A 16,768-nucleotide genomic window follows, 5' to 3' on the forward strand; every position below is an offset into this window, starting at 1 on the left:
CGCACCGTGACCCCCGAGGGGTCGCGGCCGTCGTCGTTCGCGCGTGCGCTGGTGGCGCTCGGGATCGGCGCCGCGGTCATCGTCGGGCTCTTCCTCATCGACGCGCTCGCCCCCGCGATCTTCCCCGACCCGCTGCCTACACGCGGGCAGGACGGGCTCACTCTCGCCGTCAGCGTGCTGATCGAGTCCCTTCCCTTCGTCGTCCTGGGCGTCGTGCTCTCGATCGCGGTGCAGGTGTGGGTACCGCCGGGGCTGATCGAAAGATGGATGCCGCGGCGAGCCTGGGCGCGCCGGGCCGTCCTCTCCCTGCTCGGCATGCTGATCCCGGTCTGCGAATGCGGCAACGTGCCGTTCGCCCGGGGCCTGTTGATGCGCGGGTTCAGCGTCTCCGAGACGATGACGTTCCTCATCGCCGCGCCGATCGTGAACCCGATCGTCATCATCACCACCCACGCTGCGTTCGGCTTCGACGACGGGATCCTGGTCGTCCGACTCATCGGCGGGTATCTCATCGCCAACCTCATCGGCTGGCTCTACAGCCGTCACCCCGACCCCGACGCACTCCTCACCGACCGCTTCCGCGATACCTGCGCGCTGCAGCTGGCGCGCGGTCCGGTCGAGGCCGGGACGGCCGGTGCCCTCGGTGAGCGGGGGCGTCGCAGCCTCGCGCAGTTCGTGATCGAGCTGCGGGCCGTCATGCCGGCACTCATCATCGGTTCGGCGATCGCCGGCGCCGTGCAGGTGCTGATCCCCCGCGATGTCCTGCTGGCGATCGGGTCGAACCCAGCGCTGTCGATCGTCGCGATGATCGCCCTGGCGATGGTGGTGTCGATCTGCTCGAACGTCGACTCGTTCTTCGCGCTGTCGTTCGCCTCGACGTTCACACCAGGGTCGCTGGTGGCGTTCCTGCTCGTCGGACCCCTCGTCGACGTGAAGATGCTCGCCCTCATGCGCACCACCTTCACCACCCGTGCGCTGGCCGGTGTCGTCGTCGTGGTGCTCCTCGCCGCCTTCGCGATCGGGACGGGGGTGAACCTCCTTGCCTGAGCGTTCCGCCCTCCTCACGCGCTGGCTCGGCGTCGGACTCGCTGCGATCATGGCCGTCGTCACCGTCTCCCTCGCCCTCACGGGGCGGCTGGGTCTCTACATCAACCCCGAATCGTCGTGGTTCGCGGTGTCGATGTCGGTCCTTGTGCTGATCGGCGCGGTGTTGAGCTTCCTGCTCCCGGTCGGCGCCGAAGACGACCACGGACACGATCACGGTGACGGTCACGGTGACGGTCACGGTGCTGATGCGCACGCGCATCAGCACGGGCATGCGCACGGGCATGCGACCGATCCGGAGATCCGTTCCTCTCCCGACCACGGGGCGCCCCTCGCCACCCGGGTCGCCACGCGTGCGCAGGCGCGTGCCGCAGCATCCCGTCCTCGTCCGGCCCGGGCGTCGCGCGGGTCCCGCCGACGCACTCTCGGGGTGATCGCGACCGGTACGGGGGCGGTCCTCGCCACGGCGGTCGTGCTGCTGACACTCGTCCTCCCCCCGCGCTCCCTGTCGGCCGAGCTCGCGATCTCACGCGACGTCGGAGCGCCGCCCCTGTTCGGTGGAACCGATGTGGTCACCCTTGCCCGCACCGGCGACACCGCCTCGTTCGGCGTCGGGGAGTGGTCGGCGGTCTTCGCCACCGCGACGAACCCCGAGGCGTTCGACGGCGATCCCGTGACGCTGACCGGATTCGTCACGCCAGGGGACGGCGGCGGATTCGCGCTGTCGCGCCTGGTGATCACCCACTGCGTGATCGATGCCCAGTCGGCGAGCATCCCTGTCGCGGTCGGCGAGAACGAGGCCTCCGCCGACGCCGAGACCGGGCAGTGGGTCACGGTCGACGGCATGGTGCGCGCCAACTCCGATGGACGACTGTTCATCGACGCGGCGACGGTGGAGCTGATCGACGAGCCCGAGGATCCGTATGAGTACTGACCGCGCGCGCTCTTCGGCGCGTCCGCGGCCGACTCCTCGTCGCGCGTTCGTGCTGCCCTTCCTCATCGTCGCCGCGCTTCTCGGCGCCCTGGGACTCGCGGGCGCCGCGGTGAGCACTCTTCAGGGGCCGCGGGTGACGGCGGTCGATGTCGACCCCGAGGCGGCCGCTGCGGCATCGGGAGGTCGGTTGATCGTCTCGACCTCGCTGCCGCTGGCAGAGGTGACAGCCGACCAGGTCAGCATCACCCCCGAGGTCCCTTTCGCGGTCGACACCTCGGGGCGGAGCCTCGGCGTGCGGTTCGGGCTCCCGCTGCGGGATGACACCGAGTACACGATCACCATCGAGGGGCTGGCCGCCGCAGGAGGGGGGCCCGCCACCGAGGTCACCGAGACGTTCCGGACGCCGCGCGCGGAGGTCTTCCTGCTGCAGCGCGGGAATGGCGGCGACACGGTGTTCCGCACCGATCTCACCGGTGAGAATGCCGAGGCGGTGTTCACCCACCCTCACATCGAGGACTTCCGAGCGACCTCGCGACATCTGGTGATGTCGGTGCTCGACGACGACGGATCGGCCGAGCTGATCGTGACGAACCTCGAGGGCGGCGACGAGCGGAGCCTTCCGCTGCCCGGTGACGGGTTCGTCACGAATCTGCAGAGCGCCGACCGCGGCGAGGTGGTCGGCTACCTGTACACCGACGAGGATGTCAGCGCCGAAGGCGCCCGGGAGAGTCGTCTCTACACGGCATCACTCGCCCGGGGCGCCGCCGAGGTCGACCCCACCGAGATCGCGATCGAGGGCGCCGACCCCCGCATCGCCGAGTGGCGGTTCGTGCCTGACACCGACAGCATCCTTCTCCTCTCCTTCGATGGACAGCTCCTCCTGACGGGCGCCGACGGTGCCGATTCGACGGCGCTCGGGACGGCGTTGTCGATCAGCGGGATCGCCCGCGGCTCGTCGGAGGCGGTCGTGGAGCGCGCGGACGGGCCGGCGGTGATCGATCTGACGGATGCCTCGGAAGAGCCGCTCGGGGTTCCCCAAACCGATCTCGGGACGGTCACCACGATCACGCCCATGCCCGACGGCGGGACGATCCGCTCCGCCGCGGTGTTCGACAGCGGCGGCAACCCCACCGGATCGACCGCCGTCGTGCGCGTCGGCGCCGACGGGGCCACGAGCGCCCTCACCGAGATCGGTGCGGCGGACGCCGTCGTGCAGACCTGCGTATCGCCGAGCGCACGCTATCTCGCAGTGCTCGTCGCGCCGGCCGCGGCGCAGAACGCGTACGACGACTATCGCCTACCGCTCCCCGAACGACTGCAGACCCGCATCGTCGAGATCGACGACGGGACGCAGGTCGTCTCGCTGCAGGGCTTCGACATCTCGTGGTGTCAGGTGCCCCCGCGGTGAGCGCGATCCCCCATCAGCCCGGCGGAGAGGGCTCGGGGCTCCGGCCGGCCTCCCGCGCCGACGTTGCGGGACTGCCCGTCGACGTCGCGCCGCGGCTGCTCGGGGGAATCCTCGAGGTGACCGTCGACGGAGAGACCGTCGCCGTCCGCCTCACCGAGGTCGAGGCCTACCACGGTCGGGGCACGGGCTCGGTGCCCGACCCCGGGTCGCATGCTCGCATGGGACCGACCGCGCGCAACGCCACCATGTGGGGGGAGCCGGGCCACCTCTACGTCTACCTCAGTCACGGAATCCATTCGTGCGTGAACGTCGTGTGCGGCCCCGAGGGCACCGCCGGCGGAATCCTCCTGCGCGCGGGTGAGATCGTGAGCGGGAGGGATGCCGCGGCGCGCCGTCGCACCGCCACCCGCGTGCCGGTTTCTGCCGCCGCTGTCGCTTCTCCGTCGGTTCCTGCCGGTGTCGCGTCTGGTCCGTCGGTTCCCGCCGGTGTTGCGTCTGGTCCGTCGGTTCCCGCCGGCGCTGCGTCTGGTCCGTTGGTTCCCGCCGGCGCTGCGTCTGGTCCGCCGGTTCCCGCAGGCGTTGCTTCTTCTCCTCGCGCCCTCCCGGATCGTGACCTCGCTCGGGGACCCGGCCGATTGGGGCAGGCGGTCGGCCTGCGGCATCCGGTCCACGATGGAATCGACGCGATCACCTCCGAGCCGCGCGCGGGAGCGGTGGCGAGACTGCTCCTTCCTGATGAACCTCTTCCGGAGACGGTCGCCGGGCCGCGGGTCGGTGTCGCCGGAGTCGCGGGAACCGCCGTGTTCCCCTGGCGTTTCTGGATCGACGGCGACCCGACGGTGTCGGCCTTCCGGTGGGGACGGGGTGCCCGCGAGGCCGACACCCGGAACACCTGAGCGTCACGACGACCGACGGCGGTATCCCGTGCGCTCGGCTGTCGCGATGTCGGTCCCCGACCCCGACCTCGACTTCGGACCTCGAACCTCGAAGCGACTCGGACGTCGGAGCAGCCTCCGAAGCCGAACGCGACTTCAGAGCCCTTCGGGCTTGGTCGCGATGCCGTCGAGCCAGAGACGGTCGCTCGCGTCGGCGTGCGCGCCACCCGAACCGACGTGCTTCGAGTCGATTCGATCGCCCTTGGTGATGACGTGGACCATCGCCATGGCGTGACCACGCCCCAGGTCGTAGTCGGACTTCAGCCACTCGATGATCTCTGCCGCTTTCACGCCGGGTGCATCGAGTCCTCGCCCGTGGGCGATGTCGACGAGTTGCCGGGGGGTGAGACCAGTCTTGCGTTCGATGGTGTCGAGATAGGCCTGGAAGGACATCCTGCTCCTTGCCGTTCGTTCGGTCGATGCGCCGCCGTGTGCGACGGCATCAGTATATCGAAGAAATCTTCGTCACCAAGTCTTGATCGAGTAGAACATGTGTACTAACATCGTGGCATGACGTCACCACTTGCGGGGATCGCCCAGGCGCTCGAGGTGCTGGCGCTCGCAGGCGGCGACCGCATGCCATCGGCGCTCACTCCGTCGGAGTTGATCGCGGTGACCGACGCTTTCGGGTCGTTGAAGAGGCACGTCGATGCCGCGTACGCCGGCGTCGCGGCGGAGGTCGCTCGGCAATCGCGCGCTGAGCTCGGGAGAGACTCGCTGGCGAAGCGGCAGGGATTCTCGTCACCCGCAGTCCTCATCTCGACGACGACCGGCACGAGCGTCGGTGAGTCCGTGCGGATGATCCAGGTCGGCGAAGCGACGGCACCCCGCACCGCCCTGAGCGGTGAGCAGCTCCCGGCCAGGCATCCGCACGTGGCGGCCGCGCTATCCGCCGGACGGATGGGGATGACGGCCGCCGCATCGATCGTGACCATGTTGACGAAGCTGGCGCTGCGGGTCGACTCCGCGCGGCTCGAGGACGCCGAGCGGCAGCTCTGCGATCTGGCGCCCGGGCTGCGGCCCGATGAGCTGGTCAAGCTGCTCGCGCGCGTGGAGGCGCACCTCGATCCCGACGGTGTGGCCCCGCGCCATGAGGAGCTGCGGGGCGCACGGGCGCTCGTGATCCAGGAGCGCGACGGGATGCTGGTCATCTCGGCGAAGCTCGACGTCGAGACCGGAGCGCCGGTGAAGGCGGCGATCGAGTCGCTCGTGGGCGCGAGTCTCCGGCGGAACGAGCACTCTCCCGACGATGACCGCGACACCCGGTCGGTGAAACAGATGAACGCCGATGCCCTCGCCGACATCTGCCGGCACGCCATCGGATGCGACCGGGTTCCGACCGCTGCGTCGACGACCGTCGTGATCCGCATGGATCTCGAGGCGCTCGAAAGCGGCGTCGGCACGGCGACGATCGACGGCATCGCCCAGCCCGTGCCCGCAGGCATGATCCGACGACTGGCCGCCGATCAGCAGGTCATCCCCTGCGTGCTCGGCGGTGAAAGCGAGATCCTCGACTGGGGTCGCACCCGCCGACTGTTCACCACGGCCCAGAAGCTCGCCATCGCCGAGCGCGACGGAGGATGCATCGACTGCGGTGCCCCGCCGATGTGGTGTCATGTGCACCACATCGCCTGGTGGGACAGGGACCGGGGCAGGACGGATCTGGCCAACGGGGTCCTCCTCTGCACCGGCTGTCACCATCGGCTTCACTCCGACGGGTGGGAGATCACGGTCGACGGTGCGGGGGTCGAAGGCCGCGTGCACCTGGTGCCCCCACCCTGGATCGATCCACAGCGAAGGCCGCGACTGGCCGGGCGAGCCCGCTACCGCCTGACCGCCTGACCCCCGGCGCCCGATCCCGGCCCATCCCGATTAGGCCGGGCCCGCGGCATCCGGTACCATCGAGGTTTGTCTGCGCGCACTCCAGCGTGTAGTTCGTACCCCTCCTTCGATGCCGGCCCACGGTCGCGCCCGGAACGGGGTGCAGACAAGGGATCTTGGGTGGCACCGTCCGGTGTCACGGTACAGAAGGAGACATCACCATGGCAGCAGTGTGCCAGGTGACTGGAGCGGTTCCCGGCTTCGGTCACAACATCTCGCACTCGCACCGCCGGACGAAGCGCCGCTTCGACCCGAACGTGCAGAAGAAGACCTACTACGTTCCCTCGCTCGGTCGGAAGATCACGCTGAACGTGTCGGCCAAGGGCATCAAGGTCATTGACGTCCGCGGCATCGAGTCGGTCGTGAAGGACCTCATCGCGAAGGGTGTGAAGCTCTAATGGCGAAGAAGGCTCAGGACGTTCGTCCGATCATCAAGCTGCGTTCGACCGCCGGCACGGGGTACACCTACGTGACGCGCAAGAACCGCCGAAACAACCCCGACCGCATCGTGCTGAAGAAGTACGACCCGGTCATCCGCAAGCACGTCGAATTCCGAGAGGAGCGCTGATCTCATGGCCAAGAAGAGCAAGATCGCGCGCAACAACCAGCGCAAGGAGATCGTCGAGCGCTACGCGGCCAAGCGGGCCGAGCTGAAGAAGGCCCTCGTCAGCCCCACCAGCACCGACGAAGAGCGCGAAGCCGCCCGCCTGGGCCTGCAGAAGCTTCCCCGCAACGCGTCGCCGGTCCGCCTGCGTCAGCGCGACGCGATCGACGGCCGTCCCCGCGGAAACCTCCGCAAGTTCGGTATCTCGCGTGTGCGCTTCCGCGACATGGCTCACCGTGGCGAGCTGCCCGGTGTGACGAAGTCGTCCTGGTAACAGACGCCAGCCGCTGAAGGGCGGGAGTTCTCCGGAGCTCCCGCCCTTCGCCGTTCCTCAGCGGGCGAGCCGGCGGTGCGCCACCGCGACATCGGTGACCACCTCATCGGTCGACTCCCCGCGCACGTGCGGGTACTGGGCCTTCAACAGATCGGCGAGCTCGTCCACGATCACGGCGAGGGCGCGACCCGCACTGCGCACTGCTGAGCGCGGAGACCCTTCCGCCACGTCACGCAGCTCGAGCACGTACTCCATCGCCTGCGGCGCCGACAGCCGGCGCGACTCGTCGGCGAAGTAGAAGATCTCGGAGTTCTGCACCAGATCGGCCGTGAGCACCGCAAGCGACTCGGTCACCCGATCGACGATCGAGGCCGCGCGCTCATCGCTGAAGGTCACCAGGTCCTCAGCGGTACGCGAACGACGAAGGCTCTCGATCTGCAGCCCGAAGGCGCGCCTGCGCGCAAGCGCCGGGTAGAGCTGCATGAACCAAGAGACCGATGCCGACAGCAGCGCGAACCCCATCAGCGCCTCCAGGGGAGACACCAGCCGCAACAGCGGCTGAGCGGGCACGACGTCACCCAGCCCGAGGGTGGTGAGAGCGACGAGCGACATCGTCACAGACTCGGCGAACGGGTCGAACTCCGCCGGTTCCAGACTCTGGTACGCGAATCCGTGCGGCATATGCGGCAGGTAGACCAGCGCCCAGCCGAGGGTGATGAGCGCGACCCAGACCCCGATGACGATGAGGATGGTCAGGGGCGCGGATGCCGGAAAACGGCGACTCGGCACGATCGCCCACGACAGCCGGAAGATGATGTGCGTCAGACGGCCGGTCTCGCTCGGCCGGAGCAGCGTCTGGAAGACGTCGTAGAGCGCCGTGACGATCAGGATGATCCCGACGAGGGTGGCGACGATACCGGGGATGGTCATGCGGGTCACGGTAGGCGATGCCCGCCGATCCGGCACCGACCGAGGTCCCGCCGGATCCGTCGCTCGTAGACTCAGGTGTCCCCGGGAAAGGAACGCCGTGCCACTCGACCCGGTCTTCGCCGACCGCCTTCGCGTCCACCGGAAGTACCTCTTCGGGCAGGCCGTCTCGCGGCTGAAGACGCGCCTGGCCGCGATCTGGCGCTTCGGGCCGCCCTCGAGTGCGCCCGCGCCCCGCACCCGCGCCGAGGGGTCGCCCGGCCCGCGCGCCCGCGCGCGCGCGAAGCACCGCCGCGCGGCCCTCGCGTGGGACCGCACCGAGCTCGAGACCGTCGGGACCCCGGGCCCCGACATCCGCACCGTCGAGCACACCGTGGCGGTTCCGGGCAGGCCCGCCGTGCGCGTGCGCGTCTACGATCCGCGCCCGTCCGACGCGGATGCCGCCGTGGCACCCCTCCCCGCGGTACTGGCCTTCTTCGGCGGCGCCTTCCGCATCGGCGGCGTCGACTATCCGACCACCGACGCCGGCTTCCGTCGCCGCGCCGCCGACGCCGACGTCGTCATCGTCGCCGTCGACTACGCCCTCGCCCCCGAGCACCGCTATCCCGTCGCCGTCGAGCAGGGCGCAGCGGTGCTCCGCTGGCTGTTCGCCCACGCGGCCGAGCTCGGCGTCGACGAGGACCGCGTCGGAATCCTCGGCACCTCCGCGGGAGCGAACCTCGCCGCAGCCGTCACACTCATCAACCGCGACGACGACGATCCGCTGCCCCTCCGCCTCCAGGTGCTCGAGGTTCCGGTGCTCGACCTCACGGGCCGGCACCTCGACCTCCGGGCGACGCGGGCGCTGGGTGTGCCGACCGTCATCGCCCTGCGCGAACTCCGATCGGTCGCGCGCACCTACCTGCCCCACCGTCGGACGGCGCGCGAGCCCCTCGCCTCGCCCCTTCTCGCCGCCTCGCACGCAGGACTGCCGCCCGCGGTCATCCTCACCGCCGAGTTCGACCCGCTCCGGGGCGATGGTGCCGCCTACGCCGCCGCGCTCCGTGCATCGGGCGTCGATGCCAGCGCGGTGCAGTATCTCGGCGTCACCCACGACACCCCCATCTTCACCGGCGTGCTTCCCGCTGCTCGGCGATGGCACGGCGACGTGGTCGCGGCCCTTCGCCGGCTCCACGGGCGCTGACCGCGACGGGCGCCCGGTGCACAGCCGAAAAAGCCCCGGAATGCCGCCTCAGGCGTCACAACAGCACCACAGATCCGACGACACGCCGCCCATTCCGTCCGCCAGGAGCCGAAATCCGCGAAATTCCGCGGTTCCGTGGGTATATTCGACCCCGGTCGGTCCGACCAGCCGGCGGCGAACCCCGCCCCGGTCCACGTAGCAGAAGGCGACCTGTGGTCGCCCTGGAGGACAATCCACATGGCTGACAAGTCCATCACCAAGACCGAACTCGTCGCGAGCATCGCGAGCGCCACGGGTCAGAGCCAGTCCGCCGTGTCCGGCGTGCTCGACTCGCTCTTCTCCACGGTGTCGGAGGCGGTGGCCAAGGGCAGCAAGGTCTCCATCCCCGGATGGATCTCCTTCGAGCAGGTCGAGACCTCGGCTCGCACCGGCCGCAACCCCCAGACGGGCGAAGAGATCAAGATCCCCGCCGGCAAGCGCGTCAAGGTGACCGCCGGCTCCAAGCTCAAGGCTGCGGTCAAGTAATCACGATCGCACCCTGATCGAAGGGGGATGTCGCACACCGCGGCATCCCCCTTCGGCATCCCCGCACCCAGCCGCCGTCCACCGCCCGCCCGTAGGCTGGAGGGGTGAACTCCCGCGCGCTGCGGGCCACCGGGCCCGTGATCCTGGTCGCCGCGGCGCTCGTCACCCTTGTCGCGGGACTCGCCCTCGGCGGGGGAGCGGCCCCGCTGCTGATCGGCGATCCCGGCCCCGTCGCGCGCTGGGGCCTCCCCGTCGCCAAGCTCCTGGTCAACCTCTCCGCGGCCGGCATGGTCGGCGCCCTCGTCCTGGCGCTCTTCGCCCTCCGCGCGGGTGAACGCGAGTTCGACGTCGCCCTCGACACCGCATCGGTCTCGGCGGCGATCTTCACCGTCTCGGCCGCAGCCACCGGCTTCCTCACCTTCGTCGACGCGTTCAACCCGGCCATCAACGCCGGCGCCGAGTTCGGCGCGCAGCTCGGCCGCTTCCTCGTCGACACCGAACCCGGCCGGGCGTGGCTCCTCACGACGATCGCCGGAGCCGCCCTCACCGTCCTCACCTTCGCGGTGCGCTCCTGGCTCGCCACGATGCTCGTCGCGATCGCGGCGATCGCGGCGCTCATCCCGATGGCCACGCAGGGGCACTCCGGTGAGGAGGCGAACCACAACTCCGCCGTCGTCGCCCTCGCGCTCCACATCATCGCCGCCGCGGCCTGGCTCGGCGGCCTTCTGCTTCTCGTCATCCTCCGGCCCGTCCTCGAGCGCTCCCGCCTCACCGTCGTCCTCAGCCGTTACTCGAGCATCGCCCTGGCCGCATTCCTCGTCGTCGCCCTCTCGGGCACCGTCCGCGCGGCCATCGGCGTGGTCACCCCCGAGGCGCTCCTCAGCCCCTACGGCGCGATTCTGGCGGTGAAGGTGATCGCCCTCATCGCCATCGGGGTCTTCGGCGCCTGGTACCGCCGGGGCGCCATCGCACGACTGGATCGGAAGCCGGATGCCGCGGCCCGCCGCTTCTGGGGGATCATCGCCGTCGAACTGGCGTTCATGGGCATCGCCAGCGGCGCGGCCGCCGCGCTCGCCCGCACGCCCCCGCCGGTCGACACCGCCCTCCCGACCGTGCGCACCCCGGCGGAAGTCCTCACGGGCGCTCCGCTCCCGCCCGAGTTCACCCTCGACCGGTGGCTCACGGCGTGGGACCTCGACCTGCTCTGGGCGACCGCGGCCGGCTTCGGACTGTTCTTCTACCTCGCGGGCGTGTGGCGCCTCACCCGCCGCGGCGACCGGTGGCCGGTGTACCGCACGGTGCTGTGGGTGGTCGGGATCGTGCTGCTCTTCTGGGTGACGAGCGGTCCGATCAACGCCTACCAGGACTACCTGTTCAGCGTGCACATGCTCGGCCACATGCTGCTGTCGATGGCCATCCCCGCCCTCCTCGTCGCCGGTGCCCCCGTGACTCTGGCGGCGCGGGCGATCCACAAGCGCGATGACGGCACGCGCGGCGGCCGCGAGTGGATCCTGTGGGCGGTGCACACGCCGTTCTCCCGCGTGCTGACGAATCCGTTCGTGGCCGCCGGGCTCTTCATCGGGTCGCTCTGGGCGTTCTACTACACCGACCTCTTCCGCTGGTCGCTCTACGACCACCTCGGCCACGAGTGGATGATCGCCCACTTCCTCATCACCGGATACCTCTTCGCCCTCACCCTCATCGGCATCGACCCCGTGCCCTGGCGGCTGCCGTACGCGGGCCGGCTGCTGCTCCTCATCGGCGTCATGGCGATGCACGCGTTCTTCGGGGTCGCGATGATGATGCAGTCCGGCCTCATGGTCGCCGAGTGGTTCGGCTCGATGGGTCGCACCTGGGGGCCCACGCCGCTGGAGGACCAGTACATCGGCGGTGGACTCGCGTGGTCGGTGGGCGAGCTCCCGACCCTGATCCTCGCCATCACCGTCGCGATCCAGTGGAGCCGCAGCGACGCCCGCGACCAGAAGCGCAGCGACCGCCACGCCGACCGCACCGACGATGCCGAGCTCGAGGCCTACAACGCCCAGCTCGCCGCCCTCGCCCAGCGCGACGCCGAGCGGGCTGAGCGGGCTGAGCGCGGAGCCCGCGTCAGTCGCTGACCGTCCCGTCGGGGATCACTGCGTCTCCGAGGTCGTGATCGAGATCGACGCACGCCCCTCGGGATCGACCGTGATGCTGCCCGCGAGCGTGAACGGCACGTCTTCCTCCGTGCTCTCCACGCGCCCGTCGAAGAGCGAACGGATGTCGACGGCGATCCGCGCCACGGCCGGGGTCGGCGGAATGACCCAGTTCGCCCCGTCCGGCTCCAGACGGATGGCGGGCTGCTGCGCGATCGACCAGGTCGGGGGCGAGACGATGCGGTCCTGCACGCGGTAGCCGAAGGGACAACCGGTCGGCTGGAGCACCTCCTGGGCGGCGCACCCGGTGAGGAACTCCTCGACACGGTCCTGCACCACCGAGACGAACTCCTCGGTCGGCTGGGCCTGCAGCGACACCGGCACCGACGAGAACGGACTGTCAGACACCACGGCCACCCCGGGCGTCGTCGAGATCGCCGTGTCCACAGAGACGGAGTAGATGCCGGGGGAGAACACCAGCAGCGACACCGGCGCCGAGGGGTCGGCTTCCGCGCCGTCGGGCGAGACCTGCCGCTTGTCCAGGGAGAATCCGTTGACGTCGAAGGTCATCGACCCCTGGACGGCCACCTGCATGACCGCGAGGGGACTCGTGGCGAAACGCCAGGTGGGAAGCGGCCCCACCGATCCATCGCGTTCGACCTCGAAGGTCGTCGTCCCCTCGAACTGACCGGCGCGGTAGGCGGCGGTCACGCGGGTGACGCTGCGGTCGGTCTCCTCGCCGACGATCTCCACGCCGCCGAGGGCGGCGAGGGCGTCGCGACGCAGCAGCGCCTGCGACGCGGTCGGAGGAAGTCCCGCCGCCTCGAGGGCCTCGATGTCGACCGAGACCCCCGGCGTGGCGAGAGCCTCGGCCGCATGCCCGTCGGCGAGAAGTCCCAGGTAGCGCTCGACGAACGCGGCGGGGCTGTAGAACTCGCGGTACAGGGTCGCGCCCGCCGCGACGAACGCGGCGATCAGGAGCGCCCCGATGACGCCCAGCACGGCAAGATCGGTGGCCAAGCGCGAGCGCGAGCGACGCCCGCCCCCCGCCGCCGCCCCCTGCTGCATGGGCCCAGTCTAGGAAACCGTTCCCCGCTCCGCGTCGATCTCGCGGGCGACGAGCTGGTGAACGGCCGCTGCGGCGGCCAGCTGGCCGGCGGCGATCGCCACGGCGAGCGAGGCCATCGGGCCGGGCATCGCCGCGGTATGCGCCATGTCACCCGCGGCGAACACCCCTGACACGCTCGTGCCGCCCAGAGCATCGACCTCGACGCCCCCCGATGGCAGCGTCGCAAGCCCCAGCTGCGCCGCGAACGGCGACCGCTGGGTCGACGTCGGCGCGACGAAGAGTCCGCCGACATCGATGGCGTCGCCCTCGCGCCGCCGCAGCACCAGCCCGTCGGCGGTCCGCTCGACGCCGGTCACCTCGCCCGGGTCGATCACGACGACCTCCGACCCGATCGGCGAGAGCATCGCCCGGTGCGTGGCGGCGTGCGCCCCCGATCCGAGGATGCCGATGCGCTTGCCGCTGAGTTCATGGCCATGGCAGAACGGGCAGTGGGCGACCTCGCGCCCCCACGCTTCGGCGAGCCCCGGAATCGGCGGCAGCTCGTCGCGCAGGCCGGTCGCGAGGATCAGGACGGATGCGACGAAGACGCCGTCCTCGGTCATCGCGGCGAACCCGCCGTCATCCCGAGCCTCGATCGCGTGCACCGTCGCCTCGACGACCTGCACCGTCGCGTAGCCCGCGAGCTCCTCACGCGCGAGCCGGCGGATCTCCGCGGGTGCTTGGCCGTCGTGCGTGATGAGGTTCTGTGCGTGGTCGACCGTGCCGTTGCGGTACTCGCCCGAGTCGAACAGCAGCACCTCCCGGTGCATCCGACCCAGCGTCAAAGCTGCCTGCAGGCCGGCGGGTCCGCCGCCGATCACGATCGCGTCGATCATGGTTCCTCCTCAAATGGGGTTGCGTCAGACCTCATCGTGTGACTTCATCTCGACATGAAGTCAAGCGGTCTGGCAATCGGCGACGCGGCGGCGCGCTTCTCGCTGCCCACCCACGTCCTGCGGCACTGGGAGGACGCCGGTCTCCTCGCACCGGCACGCGACGGCGGCGGCCGCCGTCGCTACAGCGACGACGATCTGGTGCGCATCGCCGTGATCCTCCGCGGCAAATGGGCGGGGATGTCGCTGGAGCAGATCCGGGTGCTGCTGGACGATCGGGCGCCCGAGCGCCACCGCGTCCTCGAGGCGCACCTCGCCGATCTCGCCGCGCGGATGGCCGAGATGGAGCGATCGCGCCTCATGACCGAGCATGCCCTGCGCTGCCAGGCGCACGACATCTCCACGTGTCCGCGCTTCCGCGAGATCGTCACGGGTGTGGTGGCCGGCACGAAGCGCTGGCCGAGCGTCGCCGACGTCATGGAGCCGCGGCATCCGTCTACCATGAACCGGTGACCACGCCCGCGCTCTCCGCCGAGCAGGAGGCGCTGTTCCGGCTCATCGAGGACTCCCGCGACCACGTCTTCGTCACCGGCCGCGCCGGGACCGGCAAGTCCACGCTGCTGCAGCATCTGGCGTGGAACACCTCCAAGCAGATCGCGGTCTGCGCGCCGACCGGAGTCGCCGCGCTCAACGTCGAGGGTCAGACGATCCACTCGCTGTTCCGGCTGCCGATCGGGCTCATCGCGAACACCGACCTCGACCAGTCCGACGCGACCAGGCGCATCCTCAACGCCATCGACACCCTGGTCATCGACGAGATCTCCATGGTCAACGCCGACCTCATGGACGGCATCGACCGCGCCCTCCGCCAGGCGCGGGGTCGACGCGCCGAGCCCTTCGGAGGCGTCCAGATCGTCATGTTCGGCGACCCGTATCAGCTGGCTCCCGTGCCGCCCCGCGGCGACGAGATGCGCTACATCCGCGACCACTACCGCTCGTTCTGGTTCTTCGACGCCAAGGTGTGGACCGGCGAGGTCGCCGGTGACGGACTCATGGAGCTCGGCGCGTACGGCGCCTCGCTGCACGTGCGCGAGCTCGCCGAGATCCATCGGCAGGCCGACCCCGCGTTCAAGGCGATGCTGAACGCCGTCCGCCATGGGCGCGTCACCGCCGACATCGCCCAGGTGCTCAACGACACCGGCGCCCGGACGCCCCCGCACCCCGACGACGGCGAGCACCCCATCATCACGCTCGCCACGCGCAACGACATCGTCAACAACATCAACCGCCGGCACCTCACCGAGCTCGTCGGCCGCGAGCAGACCGCGGTCGCCGAGATCAACGGCGACTTCGGGCGGGGCGAGGCGAACTACCCCGCCGACACCGAACTGAAGCTCAAGGTGGGGGCGCAGGTGATGTTCCTCCGCAACGACACCCAGGGGTACGGCGACCCGCCGCGCTGGGTCAACGGCACGATCGGCACGGTCACCCGCATCGCCGGCGGCACCGTGCGCGTCGAGGTCGACGGTCAGGAGTTCGACGTCGAACCCGCGGTGTGGGAGAGGTTCCGCTACGCCTACAACGCCGGCTCCCGCACGCTCACCCGTGAGGTGGTCGCCGAGTTCACGCAGTTCCCGCTGCGGCTGGCGTGGGCGGTGACGATCCACAAGTCGCAGGGGAAGACCTATGACCGGGCGGTGATCGACCTCGGCTCGGGCGCGTTCGCACCCGGCCAGACCTACGTGGCCCTGTCGAGACTCACCTCTCTCCACGGGCTCTACCTCTCTCGACCTCTCCGGCCGAGCGACATCCGCGTGGACCCGGATGTCGCCCGGTGGATGCACGAGCACGTCCGCCGCCCCGCGGCATCCTGACCCTCAGGCGACGGCTTCCGCCTTCGCGGCGGCGAGGTCGTCGAACAGCTCGGTGTTGTAGCGATACGCGCGCAGCACCTCGTCGATGACGCGCTCCTGTTCGTCGGCATCCCAGGGGGCGGCATCGAGCTGCTCGCGGTAGACGTCCTTGAACCCGCGGGGGTCGGCGATCTCGTCGAAGAGGTAGAAGCCGATGCCGTTGGTCTCGAAGCCGAAGCGCCGCGCCATGAGACGCCCGATGAACAGCCCGCCCGACAGGTCGCCGAGGTAGCGCGTGTAATGATGCGCCACGAAACCGCCCGGCCAGGTGGCCCCGACCTGCCGGATGCGCTCCACGTAGGCCCGCGTCGTCGGCAGCGGGCTGATGCGGTCTCGCCAGTCGGCTCCGAGCAGGAAGGCGAGGTCTGATTCGAGGGCGGGGAGCCTGGTCAGTTTGTCGGAGATGAAGACGGATGCCACGGGGTCGCGCCGCATCCGCTCGGCGGCCGATTCGAGCGCTTCGTAGATGAACCAGTGCTGGGCGACCAGGGCGACGTAGTCCTCGCGGGTTCCGGCGCCGTCGATGAGGTCGGCCATGAAGCCGGAGCGCTCGCTGGAGGAGTGCGCGCTGCTGGAGCGCTCACGCAGCATCGCCGAGAACGGGATGAGGTCGGCCATGCGCCTCATCATAGGCGACTTAGGGTCACCTAACCAGCGCCGATCGGCGCTTCCGCGCGGTCGTCGATCCGTGCGGTCGTCGCTCAGTGCGGCCGTGGCTCAGTGCGGTCGCGGCGTGACGCCGAGGCGACGGCACGCCTCGTCGTACAGCGCCACGATCTCGCGCCGCACCTCGGGGCGCTCGGTGATCGCGCCGCCGGGCCAGTCCACGCGCACCGCGACCTCGTCGCCCGCGTCGGTCTGCGCCATCCAGTCGCCTCCCGCACCGTCGAGCCCGGTCATCCGTGCCGACCGGTACGCGCCCGACGGGCCGAACGCGCTCACGATCAGCAGATTGTCGTCACGGTGGTCGTCGTTCATGTGGCGGAGGATCGCCGCGACGGTGGAGTCGTCGAACCGGTGGGTCACAGCTGACCACCCTACGACGCGGGGCGATCACACAGCCC

Annotated in this window: 19 protein-coding genes; 13 read left to right on the top strand and 6 right to left on the bottom strand. The window is 70.2% G+C overall.

All coding sequences use genetic code 11. The features are described from left to right. The first annotated feature begins 6 nt into the window (after positions 1-6). Genes FBY40_RS03155 through FBY40_RS03170 form a run of 4 tightly spaced genes read left to right on the top strand, consistent with a single transcriptional unit; the run spans position 7 to position 4,282 of the window. Complete coding sequence (locus FBY40_RS03155) at positions 7-1,047, top strand: permease (RefSeq protein ID WP_141939986.1); 1,041 nt, start codon at positions 7-9, stop codon at positions 1,045-1,047. Further along, positions 1,040-1,978 (top strand): TIGR03943 family putative permease subunit, encoded by a 939-nt coding sequence (locus FBY40_RS03160; RefSeq protein ID WP_442922852.1) that lies wholly within the window; start codon positions 1,040-1,042, stop codon positions 1,976-1,978. The genes FBY40_RS03155 and FBY40_RS03160 overlap by 8 nt, the downstream gene beginning before the upstream one ends. Then, positions 1,968-3,386 carry a hypothetical protein gene (locus FBY40_RS03165; protein WP_141936336.1) on the top strand — a complete coding sequence of 473 codons (1,419 nt, stop codon included), beginning with the start codon at positions 1,968-1,970 and terminating at the stop codon, positions 3,384-3,386. Before FBY40_RS03160 ends, FBY40_RS03165 begins: the two co-directional genes overlap by 11 nt. Beyond that, positions 3,383-4,282, top strand: coding sequence for a DNA-3-methyladenine glycosylase (locus FBY40_RS03170; protein WP_235014508.1), 900 nt, complete (start codon positions 3,383-3,385; stop codon positions 4,280-4,282). Before FBY40_RS03165 ends, FBY40_RS03170 begins: the two co-directional genes overlap by 4 nt. 135 nt (positions 4,283-4,417) lie before the next feature. Here FBY40_RS03170 and FBY40_RS03175 read toward each other — a convergent pair whose 3' ends face one another. Continuing rightward, the gene (locus FBY40_RS03175; protein WP_141936338.1) at positions 4,418-4,714 is read right to left on the bottom strand and encodes a DUF4287 domain-containing protein; all 297 of its coding nucleotides are present in this window, start codon (positions 4,712-4,714) and stop codon (positions 4,418-4,420) included. A gap of 117 nt (positions 4,715-4,831) precedes the next feature. Between FBY40_RS03175 and FBY40_RS03180 the strand changes: the two genes are divergently transcribed. From FBY40_RS03180 to rpsN, 4 genes are all read left to right on the top strand, one after another. Continuing rightward, positions 4,832-6,163: an HNH endonuclease gene (locus FBY40_RS03180; protein WP_235014511.1), complete on the top strand. Its 1,332-nt coding sequence runs from the start codon at positions 4,832-4,834 to the stop codon at positions 6,161-6,163. A gap of 200 nt (positions 6,164-6,363) precedes the next feature. Then, on the top strand, positions 6,364-6,600 hold the full coding sequence (rpmB, locus tag FBY40_RS03185; protein WP_124291907.1) for a 50S ribosomal protein L28: 237 nt from the start codon (positions 6,364-6,366) through the stop codon (positions 6,598-6,600). Continuing rightward, the gene (gene rpmG / locus FBY40_RS03190; RefSeq protein WP_005051772.1) at positions 6,600-6,770 is read left to right on the top strand and encodes a 50S ribosomal protein L33; all 171 of its coding nucleotides are present in this window, start codon (positions 6,600-6,602) and stop codon (positions 6,768-6,770) included. The genes rpmB and rpmG overlap by 1 nt, the downstream gene beginning before the upstream one ends. Positions 6,771-6,774: 4 nt before the next feature. Further along, a complete protein-coding gene (gene rpsN, locus FBY40_RS03195; RefSeq protein ID WP_124291906.1) occupies positions 6,775-7,080 on the top strand; it encodes a 30S ribosomal protein S14 in 306 nt (101 codons plus the stop codon). A 57-nt stretch (positions 7,081-7,137) separates the two neighbouring features. Here the strand turns inward: rpsN and FBY40_RS03200 are convergent, their stop codons facing one another. Beyond that, positions 7,138-8,010, bottom strand: coding sequence for a potassium channel family protein (locus tag FBY40_RS03200; protein WP_141936340.1), 873 nt, complete (start codon positions 8,008-8,010; stop codon positions 7,138-7,140). A gap of 97 nt (positions 8,011-8,107) precedes the next feature. Between FBY40_RS03200 and FBY40_RS03205 the strand changes: the two genes are divergently transcribed. The 3 genes from FBY40_RS03205 to FBY40_RS03215 all read left to right on the top strand — a co-directional run bounded on the left by FBY40_RS03205 (position 8,108) and on the right by FBY40_RS03215 (position 11,832). Next, complete coding sequence (locus FBY40_RS03205; RefSeq protein ID WP_141936342.1) at positions 8,108-9,190, top strand: alpha/beta hydrolase; 1,083 nt, start codon at positions 8,108-8,110, stop codon at positions 9,188-9,190. A 237-nt stretch (positions 9,191-9,427) separates the two neighbouring features. After that, positions 9,428-9,715 carry an HU family DNA-binding protein gene (locus FBY40_RS03210; protein ID WP_124291903.1) on the top strand — a complete coding sequence of 96 codons (288 nt, stop codon included), beginning with the start codon at positions 9,428-9,430 and terminating at the stop codon, positions 9,713-9,715. 104 nt (positions 9,716-9,819) lie between these two features. Then, positions 9,820-11,832 (top strand): cytochrome c oxidase assembly protein, encoded by a 2,013-nt coding sequence (locus FBY40_RS03215; protein WP_141936344.1) that lies wholly within the window; start codon positions 9,820-9,822, stop codon positions 11,830-11,832. A gap of 15 nt (positions 11,833-11,847) precedes the next feature. Here the strand turns inward: FBY40_RS03215 and FBY40_RS03220 are convergent, their stop codons facing one another. Together FBY40_RS03220 and FBY40_RS03225 are read right to left on the bottom strand one after the other, a co-directional pair. Beyond that, positions 11,848-12,918, bottom strand: coding sequence for a hypothetical protein (locus FBY40_RS03220; RefSeq protein WP_141936346.1), 1,071 nt, complete (start codon positions 12,916-12,918; stop codon positions 11,848-11,850). A gap of 9 nt (positions 12,919-12,927) precedes the next feature. After that, complete coding sequence (locus tag FBY40_RS03225; protein ID WP_141936348.1) at positions 12,928-13,794, bottom strand: NAD(P)/FAD-dependent oxidoreductase; 867 nt, start codon at positions 13,792-13,794, stop codon at positions 12,928-12,930. A gap of 54 nt (positions 13,795-13,848) precedes the next feature. Here FBY40_RS03225 and FBY40_RS03230 point away from each other — a divergent pair, with 54 nt between their 5' ends. Together FBY40_RS03230 and FBY40_RS03235 are read left to right on the top strand one after the other, a co-directional pair. Next, positions 13,849-14,304, top strand: a complete 456-nt coding sequence (locus FBY40_RS03230) for a helix-turn-helix domain-containing protein (protein ID WP_141936350.1) — start codon at positions 13,849-13,851, stop codon at positions 14,302-14,304. Further along, positions 14,301-15,665: an ATP-dependent DNA helicase gene (locus tag FBY40_RS03235; protein WP_141936352.1), complete on the top strand. Its 1,365-nt coding sequence runs from the start codon at positions 14,301-14,303 to the stop codon at positions 15,663-15,665. Before FBY40_RS03230 ends, FBY40_RS03235 begins: the two co-directional genes overlap by 4 nt. Positions 15,666-15,668: 3 nt before the next feature. Here the strand turns inward: FBY40_RS03235 and FBY40_RS03240 are convergent, their stop codons facing one another. Both FBY40_RS03240 and FBY40_RS03245 read right to left on the bottom strand, forming a co-directional pair. Next, positions 15,669-16,322 carry a biliverdin-producing heme oxygenase gene (locus FBY40_RS03240; RefSeq protein WP_141936353.1) on the bottom strand — a complete coding sequence of 218 codons (654 nt, stop codon included), beginning with the start codon at positions 16,320-16,322 and terminating at the stop codon, positions 15,669-15,671. A gap of 99 nt (positions 16,323-16,421) precedes the next feature. Further along, on the bottom strand, positions 16,422-16,730 hold the full coding sequence (locus FBY40_RS03245; RefSeq protein WP_141936355.1) for a DUF2470 domain-containing protein: 309 nt from the start codon (positions 16,728-16,730) through the stop codon (positions 16,422-16,424). Between the last annotated feature and the right edge of the window lie 38 nt (positions 16,731-16,768).

Origin of the sequence: Microbacterium sp. SLBN-154 (assembly GCF_006715565.1) — a bacterium.
GTDB lineage: Bacteria > Actinomycetota > Actinomycetes > Actinomycetales > Microbacteriaceae > Microbacterium.

What these genes read in the sequence shown, in the direction of transcription:
- FBY40_RS03165 (WP_141936336.1), top strand. Translation starts at nt 1,968, where the DNA reads ATGAGTACTGACCGCGCGCGCTCTTCGGCGCGTCCGCGGCCGACTCCT.
- FBY40_RS03175 (WP_141936338.1), bottom strand. Translation starts at nt 4,714, where the DNA reads ATGTCCTTCCAGGCCTATCTCGACACCATCGAACGCAAGACTGGTCTC.
- FBY40_RS03180 (WP_235014511.1), top strand. Translation starts at nt 4,832, where the DNA reads ATGACGTCACCACTTGCGGGGATCGCCCAGGCGCTCGAGGTGCTGGCG.
- rpmB (WP_124291907.1), top strand. Translation starts at nt 6,364, where the DNA reads ATGGCAGCAGTGTGCCAGGTGACTGGAGCGGTTCCCGGCTTCGGTCAC.
- rpmG (WP_005051772.1), top strand. Translation starts at nt 6,600, where the DNA reads ATGGCGAAGAAGGCTCAGGACGTTCGTCCGATCATCAAGCTGCGTTCG.
- rpsN (WP_124291906.1), top strand. Translation starts at nt 6,775, where the DNA reads ATGGCCAAGAAGAGCAAGATCGCGCGCAACAACCAGCGCAAGGAGATC.
- FBY40_RS03200 (WP_141936340.1), bottom strand. Translation starts at nt 8,010, where the DNA reads ATGACCATCCCCGGTATCGTCGCCACCCTCGTCGGGATCATCCTGATC.
- FBY40_RS03210 (WP_124291903.1), top strand. Translation starts at nt 9,428, where the DNA reads ATGGCTGACAAGTCCATCACCAAGACCGAACTCGTCGCGAGCATCGCG.
- FBY40_RS03220 (WP_141936346.1), bottom strand. Translation starts at nt 12,918, where the DNA reads ATGCAGCAGGGGGCGGCGGCGGGGGGCGGGCGTCGCTCGCGCTCGCGC.
- FBY40_RS03225 (WP_141936348.1), bottom strand. Translation starts at nt 13,794, where the DNA reads ATGATCGACGCGATCGTGATCGGCGGCGGACCCGCCGGCCTGCAGGCA.
- FBY40_RS03230 (WP_141936350.1), top strand. Translation starts at nt 13,849, where the DNA reads ATGAAGTCAAGCGGTCTGGCAATCGGCGACGCGGCGGCGCGCTTCTCG.
- FBY40_RS03240 (WP_141936353.1), bottom strand. Translation starts at nt 16,322, where the DNA reads ATGGCCGACCTCATCCCGTTCTCGGCGATGCTGCGTGAGCGCTCCAGC.